The sequence below is a fragment of the Arthrobacter humicola genome (genome assembly GCF_039531445.1).
GTDB classification, from domain to species: domain Bacteria; phylum Actinomycetota; class Actinomycetes; order Actinomycetales; family Micrococcaceae; genus Arthrobacter; species Arthrobacter humicola.
The window spans coordinates 26,047-39,964 of sequence record NZ_BAAAQB010000013.1 but is presented as its reverse complement, the minus strand read 5'-3'; the positions used below and the strand labels follow the sequence as shown (position 1 = coordinate 39,964).

Below are 13,918 nucleotides of genomic sequence, written 5' to 3'. Positions count from 1 at the left end.
TCCTATGGTCTAGACGGGTGCGCCGGTGGAGCGCAGCAGTTCGATCTGGCGGGTGATGCAGCGCAGGTTCTGCATCAGGACCAGGACGTCGCCCTCCAGCTTCATGTCGCGCTGGAAAGTGGCGGCCCAGATGCCGTGGTACATGGGAGCCGGGACGGGCTTGCCGAATTCACCCCAGGTGTGGGCGCTGGCCCGGATGGCGAACTGGTAGGGCACGTCGATGGGTCCCGGGTCCACGGAAATCTGGGCGATGGTGCCCGACACCACCTGGACAACAAAAGTGTGCGCCTCCATGTCCAGCAGGTAGGAGCAGGTGAAGTACTTGCCGTGGGCCTGAATTTCCGGGTCCTGGTTGTTGGCCTCGGTGAAGCTCTGAACCCAGGATTCTACAGAAGGGGCACGTGTTGCGACCGTCATTTCGTTGTTCCTCTCATTGGTCTCGCGGAGGGTCGGGCTTCTCTGTCCGAGCCTCGAAAGCGGGGTTTCTGGAGTGCCTTTGCGGCTGTCTCCGTTGGTAACCCTTCGCTGTTTCCATTGCAGCCCCCGTTGCCCCGAACGGTCCAATACCTGTCCCCTATCCACCGATAGCCTGAAACTATTGGACCCCGATTGTGGCGGAGCTTAGAGTTGAACGATGCAGCAGCCACAGCTTGACCTGCGCGTCCTGCAGTACTTCGTCGCCGTTGCGGAAGAGCTGCATTTCGGGCGAGCCGCTGCCCGACTTCACATCGCCCAGCCATCCCTCAGCGTCCAAATACGGAAGCTTGAACACTCTCTGGGTACTCCCCTGCTGATCCGGACCAGCCGCAGCGTCTCCCTGACCAGCGCGGGGAATGTTCTGCTGGGTGAAGCAAAACGCCTTATGTCCGCTGCGCAGCGCGCCGTTTCGTTGACCCGGGAGGCTGCCAGCGGCGTGAGGGGCACCCTGATAGTCGGCTTTCAGGCCAACGCGGCTGCTGAACTGACGCCGCGGATCCTTGCCGCATTCAAGAACAACCATCCGGAAATCCACGTCCAGATGAGGTCCTTCGATTTCGCCGACCCTACTGCCGGGCTTGCCGACGGAAGCGCTGACGTGGCGTTTGTGCGGCCTCCGCTACCGGCGGCTGACTGGCTCGCCATGGAGACCCTGTTCATTGAGCCGCGGGTCCTCGTAGTTGCCAGCAGTTCCCGCTTTGCCGGGCTGTCCGAGGTCTCGGTGGAACAGGTCGTTGATGAGCCCTTCGTCGCCCGCAAGGCTCCGGATAAGTGGCGGGATTTCTGGCTCGCAACCCAGGCGCGCGGAGGGCAGCCGGTCCGTCTGGGCACTCAGGTAGCCACCGTCGACGAGTGTTTCGAAGCCATCATGGGTGAGCGGGGAATTGCGTTCACTCAAGCCTCCACACAGCGTTTCTATGACCGTCCGGGGCTGTCTTTCATCCCGGTCAGAGACGTCCCGCCCTCTCCGCTGTCGATTGCATGGCGCACTGACGTCAATGACGGGCTGGCACGCGAGTTCGTGGAGACCGCCCGGACCCTGGCCTCCTTCGGAGGTGTCCCGAACCTCGTCGACTCGCGTCGGAGTGCCTCGCCGCAGTTTCCGGACGGGCGGGGCAATGCGACATCCATGGCGGGCAGAGGAACTCTCTGTTGAGGCCGCTGCCGGTAGACCCTGACGGAGCGGGCACGGGAAGCCGGCAGGGCCACGAACGGCGGCGGCCCGGAGCACACCCGACGGAGTCAGGCATCGGGAACCTATGACCATGGCGACGGTGACGTCCAGTTCGCTGGTTATAGACACTGAACCATAGGAGGCCGGGCGTGCCGGAAAGTTCGGGCGACGTGAACCGAATCAGCGCCCGTACCCTCGGCGTGCTCGCCGAACCGGAGGTCACGGCCGAGTTTGCCGAGCGCAACGGCCGCGAAGTGGTCCATTTGCTCAACCTTGCCGATGAGCGCCACGACTGGTCCGTGGTGATCGAGTACCAGGATTTTACGGCTGGCAATGGGTTGGCACCGATGCTGGACTCCATGGCGAAGCACCGGATCCGCCGCGCATGGGATGTCATGGTGTGCCTGACCGATCTTCCGATTCGTTTCGATGGCCGGACTGTGGTCGCGGAAGTTGCGCTTGGGGAGCCGATCTCCCTGGTTTCCTTGCCCGCGCTCGGCGCCGTCAACATCGACCGCCGGATCCGCACTGCCGTCGCGGACCTCGGCTGGGCGATGCACCGCCACTTCGATCCCGAGGATGACACCGGGGAATTCGGTCCGCCCTCGCTGCACCAATCGCGACGTATCGAGACCGCTGTTCTTGACGACGGGCCGATTGGGTTCCGCTACGTCTCAGCGACCCGCCTGGGCCGCGGACTGTTGTTGGCGGGCATGCTGCGGGCTAACCGTCCTTGGCGGCTGGTCTTCGGACTGAAAAGCGCAATGGCCGCCGCGATCGCCACAGGCGCCTTCGCGCTTGTCACCAATACAATCTGGCAACTCGCAGACCTGCTGGGGGCGCTCAGGCTGACGTTGCTGATGGTCCTGTCGATCAGTTCGATGGTGTTCTGGATCATCACCCAACACGATCTGTGGGAAAGCCCCCGGCGCGACGATCCCCTCGAACGATACAAGGCGTCCTTATACAACACTTCTACAGTGTGGTCGTTGATGATTGGCGTCGTGATCAGCTACGTCCTGCTGTTCGTGGCCGTGCTGCTGGCCGCGGCGTTCACTATCGACGATGTCTTATTGGAGCAGACCCTCCAACACCCGGTGAACGTTTGGGACTTTGTGGAAGTCGCCTGGATGACGACATCGGCGGCGCTCATCGGTGGTGCGCTGGGCTCGGGATTCGAGTCAAAGGATGACATTCTGCGGGCCGCGTACGGCCAACGGGAACGTCATCGTCGCCAGTCGGTCGACGAAGGCGAATAATCCGGTCTTGCCGGAGTCGGGCTGGCCGATCCTCGTTTCGGTTCTCCCACCGTCGCCTTCACGGCGGTGCGCGGCGGCGATGAAGCTCGACGTCGGGTCGTTGGCCGGTTTGTGGCTTGCGGAAGGATGCCAGGAGGTCAGTGAAGTTGTGACCGGTCGGCCAGAGAACCAGGCAATGATCATGCTTGACGCAACGCGCCGCCAATATCGGATTGAGATAACGAAAGCCGACATCATTCCGGACTCGACAGTAGCTCCACTGTCGCGCGTTTTTTCGAACCCGGAGACGGGCCTTGAACGGGGGTGCTCCTCCGGGAAGGGTGAATCGTGGTCTCCTTTCAAGACATCCCGACCGGGCGGCGTCGTTGTCGCGATGAAGATACGCGGGGAGGGTGTTATCCCAGGCGCTGTTGACGGGTCTACGAACGGATCCAAAAGGCTCTCGAAGCCGTAGGGACAGAGCCCGCCACCCGATTCCGTGGCATCAAGGTCTGAACCCGACCCTGACGCGAAGGACGCCAGGGGGCACCACAGGACCGCGTAAGGTTAACAGCACTGGGAAGCCTCCGACGGGGGCTGGTGTTGGCGAATCAGGGGGGGTCCGTGACAGGAGCAGCGAAGGGTAACAACGTGAAGGCAGCTTCTGCCTATCCGTCCAGACCCCGTAAGCCGAACATCAGTGATGTGGCCCAGATGGCCGGTGTCTCCTACCAAACGGTCTCCCGGGTGTTGAACAATGCTCCGGACGTCAGCGCTGCAACACGTGTGCGGGTCCAGCAAATCATCAAGGACATGGGGTACCGCCGCAGCAGGGCGGCCACCGCCCTCTCCACGAGCCGTTCGACGGCCATCGGTATCCTGACCGACGGGTCCCCGCGATTTGGCCCGGTCGGAACGCTCATGGCTCTCGAGAAAGTTGCCCGGCAGAAGGGTTACTTCACTACCGTCGTCACGGTCGAGGAGCCGTACGAGGATTCCATCCCAAAGGCACTGGACACCTTGGACGAGATTGAGGTGGACGGCATCATCGTCATCGCACCGCTCCTGTCCATGGCAGCGGCCGTTAGGGACGCGACGATCCAAGTTCCGGTCGAGATGATCGCCGCTGGAGCGTCATCGACTCCAAACGTCTTCACATACTCGGAGAACCAGGAATTGGGGGCGCGCATGGCCACCCAGCACCTCATGGATCTCGGCCACACCGACATCGCGCATTTCGCCGGGTCCATGGACTGGTTTGACGGGCGGGTGCGGAAGCGCGGCTGGGAGGCCGCACTCCGAGACGGCGGCCTCGCGCCAGGGCTGTGCCTGGAAGGCGATTGGAGCCCGCGGTGGGCCTACGAGACGGGCCTCCGGCTGATCAAGGAGAAAAAGGTCCCGCAGGCGATCTTTGCAGCCAGCGACCACACCGCCTTGGGTCTCATCCGCGCCTTGGCCGAGTCCGGCATCCGCGTCCCGGACGATGTCAGCATTGTGGGATTCGATGATGTCGAAGGCTCAGACTTTTTCCTTCCTCCCCTGACCACTGTGCGGCAGGACTTTGCCGCATTGGCCCACGCCAGCATAGAGGTGCTTCTGGGCGCGATCGAGGGTCGCGAAGTGGACCGCGCGCCCAGCGAGCCGACGCTGGTGGTTCGTAGGAGCGCGGCCCCGGCCCAACACCACCGCATCTAGTTGTACTGAGCCGGGGAGTTGTTGACACATGGGGCTTGAAAACGAGGAGGACCTCCGGGCTAAGTGGAGCTGTCTAGTTCACACACTTTGCGCTCGGAGGTCCTCGTGTCCCACGTTAATGCCCGTCGGACAGTTCATGGAAGACGCCTGATCGTTGACCGTGTGGCCGCAGGCCGTCCGGTCGCCCATATCGCGGCGGAGTTGGGCGTGTCCCGGCAGATCTCGTATCGGTGGGTCCGACGTTTCCGGGCCGAGGGCGCGTCCGGTCTGCCGGACCGGACGAGCCATCCGCGGTCTTCACCGACCCGGACGAGTTCCGAACGTGAACAAGCTGTCCTGGACGCCCGCCGTTCTGTGAGGTTCGGGCCACTGCGGATCGCTGCGCGCACCGGCGTTCCGGCCCGGACGGTGTCCAGGATTCTGCACCGGCTCGGGGTTCCGCGGTTGGTGGAGTGCGATCCGCTGACCGGTGCCCCGGTATGAACGGGCCCGGCCCGGGGAACTGGTCCATCTGGACGTCAAGAAGCTCGGACGCATCCCCGAAGGAGGCCGCTGGCGGGCTCATGGTCGCTCGGAGCAGGTCAAGGGACGCGGGATCGGTTACGACTACGTTCACGTCGCGATCGATGACCATACCCGCATCGGCTACGCCGAGGTCCTCCCTGACGAGAAGGGTGTGACCGCGGCCGGGTTTCTCACCCGTGCCGCAGGCTACTTCGCCGGCCACGGCATCGACCGGATCGAACGCGTCATCACCGACAATGCCTTCGCTTACCGCAACTCCGCCGCGTTCCACCGGGCCGTTGCGGACCTCGGGACAGTTCAGCGCTTCATCAAGCCCCACTGCCCCTGGACCAACGGGAAAGCCGAACGCTTCAACCGGACCCTGCAAACCGAGTGGGCATACCGGCAGGTCTTCACCGGCAGCAACCACCGCCAAGCCGCACTTGCGCCCTGGCTGAAGCACTACAACACTGAACGAATCCACACCGGCATCGGAACCACACCCATCACCCGGGTGTCACCAACCTGATGGCCCAATACAACTAGGGCCCGTCCGGACGCCCAAAGTATTTCTGGGTTGAGACTTGACATAGTTTCCGTGACCGGTCACGATTGAAGAGTTCCGTGACCGGTCACGAAGATGAAACTCAACGGCGAGGAAAGAGGAACAGGTGCACAGCGAACCCCGCGCCAATTCGTTCATGCTTCACCCCGACGTGGCGGTTCACGACGTCGACGAGGCCCAATGGGAGCACATCGGACAACTCCTAGCAATGGCAGCATGCTCGAACGATGACGTCGCGCGCGCCGTCCGCGATTTCGTCCCCCCTAGTTCGTCGGCCGTCGTCGGTGTCTTCAACGGCCGTGTCCTCTGGGCAAGCCTGGTCGTCGCCGTTGACCACACGGCCGCGATCACCTCCGTGACAACCGTGGACGGCGCCGCGGTCAAGTGGCACGGGGACATGGGCACAGTGGCCGGCGACGTCGTGAAATGGGTCCACGCCCGTCACGGACTCTGCTCGCTGGGCCTCTTCCTCGATAAACCACACGCGGAGAAGTTCTTGAACGCCTCCGACAAGGCTGCCGCAATCCGTACGGCCTCAGCCGCCGGCGGGCTCGTCCTGTCACCGGTTCCCGCTCCATTGGCGACCGCCCTCGCCTAAGAACACCTCACCACTACACACCTAATCGTTGGGCCCGCGGGCCCCGCGGCGCTGAAGAACACCCTCATGGGCTCATCACCCACATCACAAATCAGGACTGGAGAACACCATGATCAGCAGGACGACCCTATTCGCTGTTGCAGCGGCTATTGCTCTCGCCACCTCCGGCTGCAGCTCAGCGGCGAGCACCACCACAACACAGGATGCCGGCGTATCGGCAAAAGCCGACGAAGCCTTAGCCAAAATCAAGGGCCAAGTCTTGAGCAAGGGTCCGAACGGCGAAGAGCCTGCCCCCGTCTCCGTGGCTGAGCTGAGCAACGACGACGTCACCAAGATCAAGGCCCTGGGCGCCAAGGCGGCCATCGTTATGCATTACGGAGGCAACGACTGGGCAAACGCACAGATCGCGGGCCTAAAGAGCGAATTCTCGCGTCTCGGAATCAACCTCATTGCCACCACGGATGCCAACTTCAAGCCGGACAAGCAGGTTTCAGACCTGGAAACGGTCATGACCCAGAAGCCCAACATTGTCGTTTCAATCCCAACCGACCCGGTCGCCACTGCGTCCGCCTACAAGAAGGCAGCCGCGGACGGAGCGAAGCTGGTCTTCATGGACAACGTCCCCCAGGGGCTGACAGCCGGCAAGGACTATGTCTCAGTCGTATCTGCCGACAACTACGGCAACGGCGTCGTCTCGGCCCATCAGATGGCCAAGGCGCTGGGCGGCAAAGGGAAGATCGGCATGATCTTCCATGAGGCCGACTTCTTTGTCACCAAGCAGCGCTACCAGGGGTTCAAGGACACCATCACCAAAGACTACCCGGACATCAAGATCGTCGAGGAAAAGGGCATCGCAGGTCCCGATTTCGCTGGTGACGCACAGAGCGCAGCGAACGCCATGCTGAGCAAGTACGCCGACCTCTCCGGGATCTGGGCCGTCTGGGACGTTCCTGCAGAAGGTGTCATGGCCGCAGCCCGTGCCGCGGGCCGAACCGATCTGAAGATCGCCACCGAGGACCTGGGCAAGAACGTTGCAATTGCACTCGCCAAGAATGAGCTGGTAGTCGGTCTCGGCGCCCAGGTGCCTTTTGATCAGGGTGTCACGGAAGCGCGGCTCGGCGCCCTGGCCCTGCTCGGAAAGACTCCGCCGGCGTACGTCGCGCTGAGTGCCGTGCCCGTTGACCACAATAACGTCCTCGAATCGTGGAAGCAGGTTTACCACGAAGATGCCCCCAAGGATATCCAGGACTCCTTCAAGAAATAGCGGCCTGGGGCCGGCCGCAGGGCCTGCCCCAGGCCACCGAAAAAGGAATTCACCATGAAAACAGGAGAGCCAGCCGTCGAGATGCGGTCGATCTCGAAGGGATTCAACGGCGTCAACGTCCTCAATGACGTGGACTTCGAGGTCCGCGCCGGAGAGGTGCACGCGCTTGCCGGGGGTAACGGCGCCGGCAAGTCAACTCTGATGAAAATTCTTCAGGGCGTGTATCAAACTGACTCCGGCAGTATTCTCGTCGGCGGAAAACCAGTCGAGATCAACTCGATCCAAGATGCCAAAGCCGCCGGTATCGGCATGGTCTTCCAGGAATTCAGCCTGGTGCCGAGCCTGACCGTGGCCCAGAACATCTTCCTCGGCGCAGAACCGCAGGGCCGGGGCGGCCTGATCGACGACAGGGAAGCTGTCCGCCGGGCCAGCGAAGTCTTCAAGGAGATGGAGGTCGAGGTCGATCCGCGCACCCAAGTTTCCAAGCTGGGCACCGCGTACTGGCAGTTGACCGAAATCGCCAAGGCTCTGGCCCAGAACGCGAGGGTCCTCATCATGGACGAGCCAACGGCGAGCCTGGCCCGGCATGAAACCGAGGCCCTCTTTGACCTGGTAGCGAGGCTGAAGAAGCGGGGAATATCCATCATCTACATCTCTCACCGGATGGATGAGGTTTACCGGATCGCCGACCGCATCACCATCCTTCGCGACGGTCGCCGGCTGCTCACGGAGCCCTTGAGTAACGTCACCCCGGAACAGATTGTCGAAGGCATCGTCGGGAAGAAGATCGAGGGGCAACTGACCTACCAGCAGCGCGAACACGATCCGGCGTCGGCTTCACCCGTCCTGGAAGCCCGGAACCTCACATGCGGCAAGAGGGTACGCGACGTCTCCTTCACCCTGCACGCGGGGGAAATCCTCGGCTTGGCAGGACTCATGGGAAGCGGTCGCACCGAGCTTGCCAGGGTTCTCTTTGGAATCGATTCGCTCGAAAGCGGCGAGATCCTGATCCGGGGCAAGAAAGCCGTCATCACCAGCCCGCGACGCGCCATTGCCGCGGGGTTGGCTCTCATCCCCGAAGATCGACGGGACCAGGGGCTTGTGCTCGACCATTCCGTTCGGGACAACCTGCTGCTGCCGTTGCTGGACAACATCAAGCGCGGGCCCCTGCTCGATGCGGGGGCAGGCAGGACATTGTCCGGCTCACTCATCAAGAGGTTCGCCGTGAAAGTTGCGCATCCGAACAAGCCAGTGCGGCTGCTCTCCGGCGGAAACCAGCAGAAGGTGGTGTTGGCCAAATGGCTCGGCACGGAACCGGACGTCCTCATTCTCGACGAGCCAACGGCCGGCGTCGATATCGGCACCAAGAGCGAGATTCTGGACATGATCAGGGAACTCGCCAATGCCGGCAAGGCCGTCATTGTCATTTCCTCGGAGTACCCCGAATTGCTCGCAGTAAGCGACAGGGTCCTGGTCCTGAGGGATGGATCCATAACGCGTGAACTCAAACGCAGCGAAATCGCCGACGAAGAATCACTACAACTCGCAGTTCAGGGAGTCTGATCATGAACAACACGACCATTTCCACAAAAGCTCCTAAAATCGGGGGTCTGGACGCAGCCAAACGCTCGTTGGGTGAGCTCGACTGGCGCCGCTACGTCATCTACATCGGGTTCGTCGTAGTCTTCATCTTCTTCGCCGTCCTCCTGCGCGACCAGGGGTTCCTTTCCCCCACCAACCTCCTGAACATCTTCCGTCAGACCGCAACCATCACCGTCATTGCCGTGGGAATGACGTACGTCATCGCCTGCGCTGAAATAGACCTCAGCGTTGGCTCGACTGCAGGACTATCAAGCGTCTGCACAGCAATGGCCCTCTCCCAGTGGGGCCTCGTCCCCGGCATCCTGGCGGGCCTTGCGGTCGGGCTGGTTGTCGGATCGATCAATGGTGCCCTAGTAAGCCTCCTGGGGATTCCTTCCTTCCTGGTCACCCTGGGCATGCTCGGGATCGCCGTCGGTGTGGCGCAGTGGATCACTGCTTCAGCGCCGCAGCCAATCCTCAACGACACGTTCAACATGCTGTTCGGATCCGGAAACTTCGGCCCCGTTCCGGGACTGATCGTATGGAGTGCCATCTTCGTGGCAATCGGCGCCGTAGTGCTTTCCCGCACCAAATTCGGCCGCCAGGTGCTGGCCACCGGCGGCAACAGGACCGCCTCCGATTTCACGGGAATCAACACCAAACGCATCAAATTCCAGGTTTTGCTGATCTCCGGGATGGTCGCCAGCGTCGCCGGCATGCTGTACGCAGGAAGGCTCCAGTCCGGCCGCTTCCAGTGGGGCACCGGCGACGAACTCTCCGCAATCGCGGCCGTGATTCTCGGCGGCACCAGCCTCTTCGGCGGAGCAGGCTCGGTCGTCGGAACCCTGTTCGGCGCTCTTCTTATCGGCTTAATCAACAACGGCCTCATCCTCGCCGGCCTCGACAGCAGCCAACAGCAAGTGGTCCGCGGGGCCATCATCATTCTGGCCGTCGCACTGGCCCGCAAGAAATGACGTCCATCCCCCAACCTCTGCGCTCAGGAATCATTGGCACCGGGTTCATGGGCTCCGTCCACGCTGCTGCCGTCCGGGCGGCGGGAGGAACAGTTACCCGCGTGGCCAGCCGAAGCCAAGCCGGAGCCGTGCAGGCGTTGGCCAGGCTCGGCGGGGCCGCAGCCGCAGAATCCCCGAAGGCCCTTATCGAGTCGGACGACGTAGACGTGGTGCACATCTGCACTCCGAACGCCACACACGCCGAGCTGGCCAAACTGGCGATCGCCGCCGGCAAAGCCGTCATCTGCGAGAAGCCCCTGGCGACAACCGCAAAGGACGCCGCCGGACTGCACACGGAAGCCAACCGTGCCGGCGTCGTGAACGCCGTGCCATTCGTCTACCGCTTCTACCCTGCAGTTCGGGAAGCCCGGGCACGGGTGCAGGCAGGGGAAGCGGGCCCCCTCTGGTTGCTGCATGGTTCATACCTCCAGGACTGGCTGGCAGATGCCGGTACCAGCAACTGGCGTGTCGATCCGGCTCTCGGCGGCGGTTCCCGGGCGTTCGGTGACATCGGGGTGCATTGGTGCGACCTGATGGAATTCGTCACGGGGCACCGAATAGAACGACTGGTGGCGCAAACGGCCCGGGCCTTCAAGGACCGGCCGCAGACGGGCCGGGATGCCCCGCGGACGACGGCGACCGTCGGCACCGAAGACGGCGCCACCGTCATGTTCGAAACGAGCCAGGGCGCGGTAGGTTCGCTGCTTGTGAGCCAGGTCAGCCCGGGTCGGAAAAATCGGCTCTGGTTTTCGTTTGAGGGTCCTGACGCCACGTTCTCCTTCAACCAGGAAAAACCGGACAGCCTCTGGGTTGGCGGCAACACCTTCAGCAGAACCATCTCCAGCGGCTCCGACAGCCTGTCAACCGTACAGGGCAAGCGGTACGCATTCCTGCCTTCCGGCCACCCCCAGGGCTATCAGGACAGCTTCAACGCGTTCGTGGCCGACGTTTACGCGGCCGTGCGAGGCGATGCTCCGGACGGATTACCGGACTTTCGTGACGGGCTCCGGGCGGCCCTCATCACCGAGGCTGTCTTGGAGTCCGCGGCCACCGGACGCTGGGTCGACGTGCCCGGCACGGACCACGAAACCTCACCCTCCGGCGCCAGCGGCGCCGCAATTTTGGAAAGGAATTCATAATGCAACTCGGATATCACACCATCACCTGGGGTGGCGTGGTCGGCCATCCGGTCGGCGTCACGAGCATCAAGGACCTCTTCTACCAGACCAACGGTTCCATGGAAACGGCCGTTCGGGACATTGCAGCCGCGGGCTACGAGGGCACGGAAATGTTCGACGGGAATCTGGTGGAGTATGCGGACCGCCCTGAAGAGCTGCGCGGGCTGCTGGCCGAGTCGGGTGTGAAGCTCGTCTCCGTCTACTCCGGCGCCAACTTCATCTTCGCCGATATCCTCCCGGAGGAATTGCACCGCATAAACCGTGCCGCGGAGCTCGCGGCCACGTTCGGCGCCGAACGACTGGTGGTGGGCGGCGGCGCACGCCGCGTCGCGGGTACGACGGACCAGGACTACGCGCTGCTCGCCCGCGCTCTGGACCAAGTGACGGACATCGCCGAAAGCTTCGGTCTGACCGCCAGCTATCACCCGCATTTGTCCACCATGGTCGAAAGCACACATGAGCTGGAACGCCTGATGGACAGGACCCGCATTGGCTTCTGCCCGGACACGGCGCACCTGGCCGCGGGCGGTAGCGACCCCGCTGCAGTGATTCGCAAATACCCGGACCGGATCCGACACGTCCATCTCAAAGACTTCCGCGCAGACCCGTTCCAGTTCCTGCCCCTTGGCGAAGGTGACCTGGATTTCCCGGACATCATCCGTGCGGTACAGGAAAGCGGCTACGACAGCTGGCTGATGGTTGAACTCGACACCTATGACGGCGATCCCCGTGCCGCCGCGGAAATCAGCAAGAAGTACCTCGACAAGATCCTCGCCGATTCCGGCCTCTAACCCAAAGGACGATCCAATGCAGAATCTCAACGTAGGCCTCATCGGAGGCGGTTTCATGGGCAAGGCCCACTCACTCGCGTATGCCGCCATGCCGATGTTCTTCTGGCCCGCACCGGCCATGCCGGTGCGCAAGGTTATCGCCGAAGCCACAGATGAGCTCGCCGGCGAGGCCGCTCGCCGCTTCGGCTTCGAAAATTCCACTTCCGACTGGCGAAGCATCATCGACGATCCGGACATCCATGTCGTCGACATCGCAACCCCTAACCACCTTCACGCCGAGATCGCGATCGCCGCTGCCGAGGCCGGCAAGCACATCATCTGCGAGAAGCCCCTGGCGCGGACCGGTGAGGAGTCCAAGGCAATGTACGACGCGGTGAAGAACACCGACCTCGTCCACATGGTTGCGTTCAATTACCGTCGCACGCCGGCAGTCGCCCTGGCCAAGAAATACATCGAAGAAGGTGCCATCGGCCGGGTCATCAGCTTCCGTGGCACCTACCTCCAGGACTGGAGCGCCGACCCCAACTCTCCACTCTCCTGGCGCTTCCAGAAGTCGATCGCAGGATCTGGTGCCTTGGGCGACATCGGAACCCACGTGATCGACATGGCTCGATACCTCGTCGGCGAATTCAGCTCGGTCAACTCCATTATGTCCACCTGGATTCCGGAGCGGCCGCTGCAGTCTGGCGGTGCTGACAAACTCGGCAACGTCTCCGGTGGTGACGGTCCGCGCGGCGCCGTCGACGTCGATGACGAGGTCCTGACCATGGTCAAGTTCGCAAACGGCGCGATCGGATCCATCGAAGCCACACGCAATGCCCACGGCCGCAACAACTTCCTCACCTTCGAGATCCACGGTTCCGAAGGCAGCATCGTTTTCAACTACGAGCGCCGCGATGAGCTCCAGGTCGCCTTTGCCAGCGATCCGGCCGACCGCAAGGGTTTCCGGACCGTCTACACCGGCCCGGCCACCCCCTACGGCGAAGGACTGTGGCCCATCCCTGCCCTGGGAATTGGCTACGGCGAAACCAAGATCATCGAAGCCTACGACTTCTTCAAGGCGATCGCCGAAGGCGGCAGCGTCAGCCCGAACTTCGCGGACGGCTACCAGACGGCACTGATCGATGACGCCATCATCGATTCCGCTGAAACTGGCGCCTGGGTTGACGTAGCCAAGATCGACTCCTAGCGGTCTCACTGCGCGGCAGGTGCACCGCTTCGAAAAAGGCGCTGCACCTGCCGCGCGTGGACCATTGCGATCACAACGAGAGGGAAACCTGATGACTGATGCTCTACCCGGTGTGCCTGCCTCCACTGCCGTCCGCCTCATTCCGGTGTTCGAAGCCAAGCCCGGCTTCGAAGCCGAGTTGGCGCGGCTCCTGTCTGATCTTCAAACTGCCAGCCGCCTTGACGACGGCTGCTTAGAATACTCGGTCTTCAACGACGCGGAGGCGCCGTGCACGTTCCTGCTCTACGAAAAGTGGACGAGCAGCACAGCCTTGGACGTCCACAATGAGCAGCAGCACGTCAAAGACTTTCTCGTATCCGCAGAACAAGTTATGGCCCGGGATCTCAGTGTGTACCGTCCGAGCCCTGCTTCGTAGCGCTCTCGACCCCTACCCAATATTCGCCGTCCCCGTCATCGAAAGAGCCTGACATGCCCCGCCCCTACACCTTGTTCACCGGCCAGTGGGCCGATCTGCCCTTCGAGGAAGTCGCGCGTCTGGCCTCCGGCTGGGGCTACGACGGCCTGGAAATCGCCGTCTCCGGCGACCACCTGGACGCCTGGCGCTGGGACGAGCCCGGCTACGTCGAATCCAAACTCGCCGTGCTGGACAAA

The 13,918-nt window shown here is 62.6% G+C and carries 13 protein-coding genes and 2 pseudogenes; 13 read left to right on the top strand and 2 right to left on the bottom strand.

Annotation, left to right across the window (positions count from 1 at the left end):
• Window positions 1–9: 9 nt before the first annotated feature.
• Window positions 10–417, bottom strand: coding sequence for a hypothetical protein (locus ABD243_RS06030; RefSeq protein WP_344363233.1), 408 nt, complete (start codon window positions 415–417; stop codon window positions 10–12).
• 217 nt (window positions 418–634) lie between these two features.
• Here ABD243_RS06030 and ABD243_RS06025 point away from each other — a divergent pair, with 217 nt between their 5' ends.
• From ABD243_RS06025 to ABD243_RS06005, 5 genes and pseudogenes are all read left to right on the top strand, one after another.
• A complete protein-coding gene (locus ABD243_RS06025) occupies window positions 635–1,633 on the top strand; it encodes a LysR family transcriptional regulator (protein ID WP_344363230.1) in 999 nt (332 codons plus the stop codon).
• Between the two features lie 167 nt (window positions 1,634–1,800).
• A complete protein-coding gene (locus ABD243_RS06020; protein WP_344363228.1) occupies window positions 1,801–2,910 on the top strand; it encodes a hypothetical protein in 1,110 nt (369 codons plus the stop codon).
• A 630-nt stretch (window positions 2,911–3,540) separates the two neighbouring features.
• Window positions 3,541–4,584 carry a LacI family DNA-binding transcriptional regulator gene (locus ABD243_RS06015; RefSeq protein WP_344363226.1) on the top strand — a complete coding sequence of 348 codons (1,044 nt, stop codon included), beginning with the start codon at window positions 3,541–3,543 and terminating at the stop codon, window positions 4,582–4,584.
• A 105-nt stretch (window positions 4,585–4,689) separates the two neighbouring features.
• Window positions 4,690–5,617, top strand: a pseudogene (locus ABD243_RS06010) (IS481 family transposase).
• A 142-nt stretch (window positions 5,618–5,759) separates the two neighbouring features.
• Window positions 5,760–6,251, top strand: coding sequence for a hypothetical protein (locus tag ABD243_RS06005; protein WP_344363223.1), 492 nt, complete (start codon window positions 5,760–5,762; stop codon window positions 6,249–6,251).
• An 84-nt stretch (window positions 6,252–6,335) separates the two neighbouring features.
• On the opposite strand, the gene ABD243_RS06000 is transcribed toward ABD243_RS06005, so the two are convergent.
• A complete protein-coding gene (locus tag ABD243_RS06000; RefSeq protein WP_344363221.1) occupies window positions 6,336–6,500 on the bottom strand; it encodes a hypothetical protein in 165 nt (54 codons plus the stop codon).
• Window positions 6,501–6,510: 10 nt separating this feature from the next.
• Between ABD243_RS06000 and ABD243_RS05995 the strand changes: the two genes are divergently transcribed.
• The 8 genes and pseudogenes from ABD243_RS05995 to ABD243_RS05960 form a co-directional block, all read left to right on the top strand.
• Window positions 6,511–7,515, top strand: coding sequence for a substrate-binding domain-containing protein (locus tag ABD243_RS05995; RefSeq protein ID WP_344363219.1), 1,005 nt, complete (start codon window positions 6,511–6,513; stop codon window positions 7,513–7,515).
• Window positions 7,516–7,569: 54 nt separating this feature from the next.
• Window positions 7,570–9,078 (top strand): sugar ABC transporter ATP-binding protein, encoded by a 1,509-nt coding sequence (locus ABD243_RS05990; protein ID WP_344363217.1) that lies wholly within the window; start codon window positions 7,570–7,572, stop codon window positions 9,076–9,078.
• Window positions 9,079–9,080: 2 nt separating this feature from the next.
• Complete coding sequence (locus ABD243_RS05985) at window positions 9,081–10,070, top strand: ABC transporter permease (protein ID WP_344363213.1); 990 nt, start codon at window positions 9,081–9,083, stop codon at window positions 10,068–10,070.
• Window positions 10,067–11,248: a Gfo/Idh/MocA family protein gene (locus ABD243_RS05980; RefSeq protein ID WP_344363211.1), complete on the top strand. Its 1,182-nt coding sequence runs from the start codon at window positions 10,067–10,069 to the stop codon at window positions 11,246–11,248. The genes ABD243_RS05985 and ABD243_RS05980 overlap by 4 nt, the downstream gene beginning before the upstream one ends.
• Window positions 11,248–12,078 carry a sugar phosphate isomerase/epimerase family protein gene (locus ABD243_RS05975; RefSeq protein ID WP_344363209.1) on the top strand — a complete coding sequence of 277 codons (831 nt, stop codon included), beginning with the start codon at window positions 11,248–11,250 and terminating at the stop codon, window positions 12,076–12,078. Before ABD243_RS05980 ends, ABD243_RS05975 begins: the two co-directional genes overlap by 1 nt.
• A 16-nt stretch (window positions 12,079–12,094) precedes the next feature.
• Complete coding sequence (locus tag ABD243_RS05970; RefSeq protein WP_344363206.1) at window positions 12,095–13,267, top strand: levoglucosan dehydrogenase; 1,173 nt, start codon at window positions 12,095–12,097, stop codon at window positions 13,265–13,267.
• 91 nt (window positions 13,268–13,358) lie between these two features.
• Window positions 13,359–13,682, top strand: coding sequence for a putative quinol monooxygenase (locus ABD243_RS05965; protein ID WP_344363204.1), 324 nt, complete (start codon window positions 13,359–13,361; stop codon window positions 13,680–13,682).
• A gap of 53 nt (window positions 13,683–13,735) precedes the next feature.
• Window positions 13,736–13,918: pseudogene (locus ABD243_RS05960) on the top strand (sugar phosphate isomerase/epimerase); the annotation flags it as partial.

Bases quoted from the DNA above. Each gene is read 5' to 3' on its own strand.
- ABD243_RS05975 (WP_344363209.1), top strand. From the start codon at position 11,248: ATGCAACTCGGATATCACACCATCACCTGGGGTGGCGTGGTCGGCCAT.
- ABD243_RS06030 (WP_344363233.1), bottom strand. From the start codon at position 417: ATGACGGTCGCAACACGTGCCCCTTCTGTAGAATCCTGGGTTCAGAGC.
- ABD243_RS06025 (WP_344363230.1), top strand. From the start codon at position 635: ATGCAGCAGCCACAGCTTGACCTGCGCGTCCTGCAGTACTTCGTCGCC.
- ABD243_RS05970 (WP_344363206.1), top strand. From the start codon at position 12,095: ATGCAGAATCTCAACGTAGGCCTCATCGGAGGCGGTTTCATGGGCAAG.
- ABD243_RS05965 (WP_344363204.1), top strand. From the start codon at position 13,359: ATGACTGATGCTCTACCCGGTGTGCCTGCCTCCACTGCCGTCCGCCTC.
- ABD243_RS05980 (WP_344363211.1), top strand. From the start codon at position 10,067: ATGACGTCCATCCCCCAACCTCTGCGCTCAGGAATCATTGGCACCGGG.
- ABD243_RS05990 (WP_344363217.1), top strand. From the start codon at position 7,570: ATGAAAACAGGAGAGCCAGCCGTCGAGATGCGGTCGATCTCGAAGGGA.
- ABD243_RS05985 (WP_344363213.1), top strand. From the start codon at position 9,081: ATGAACAACACGACCATTTCCACAAAAGCTCCTAAAATCGGGGGTCTG.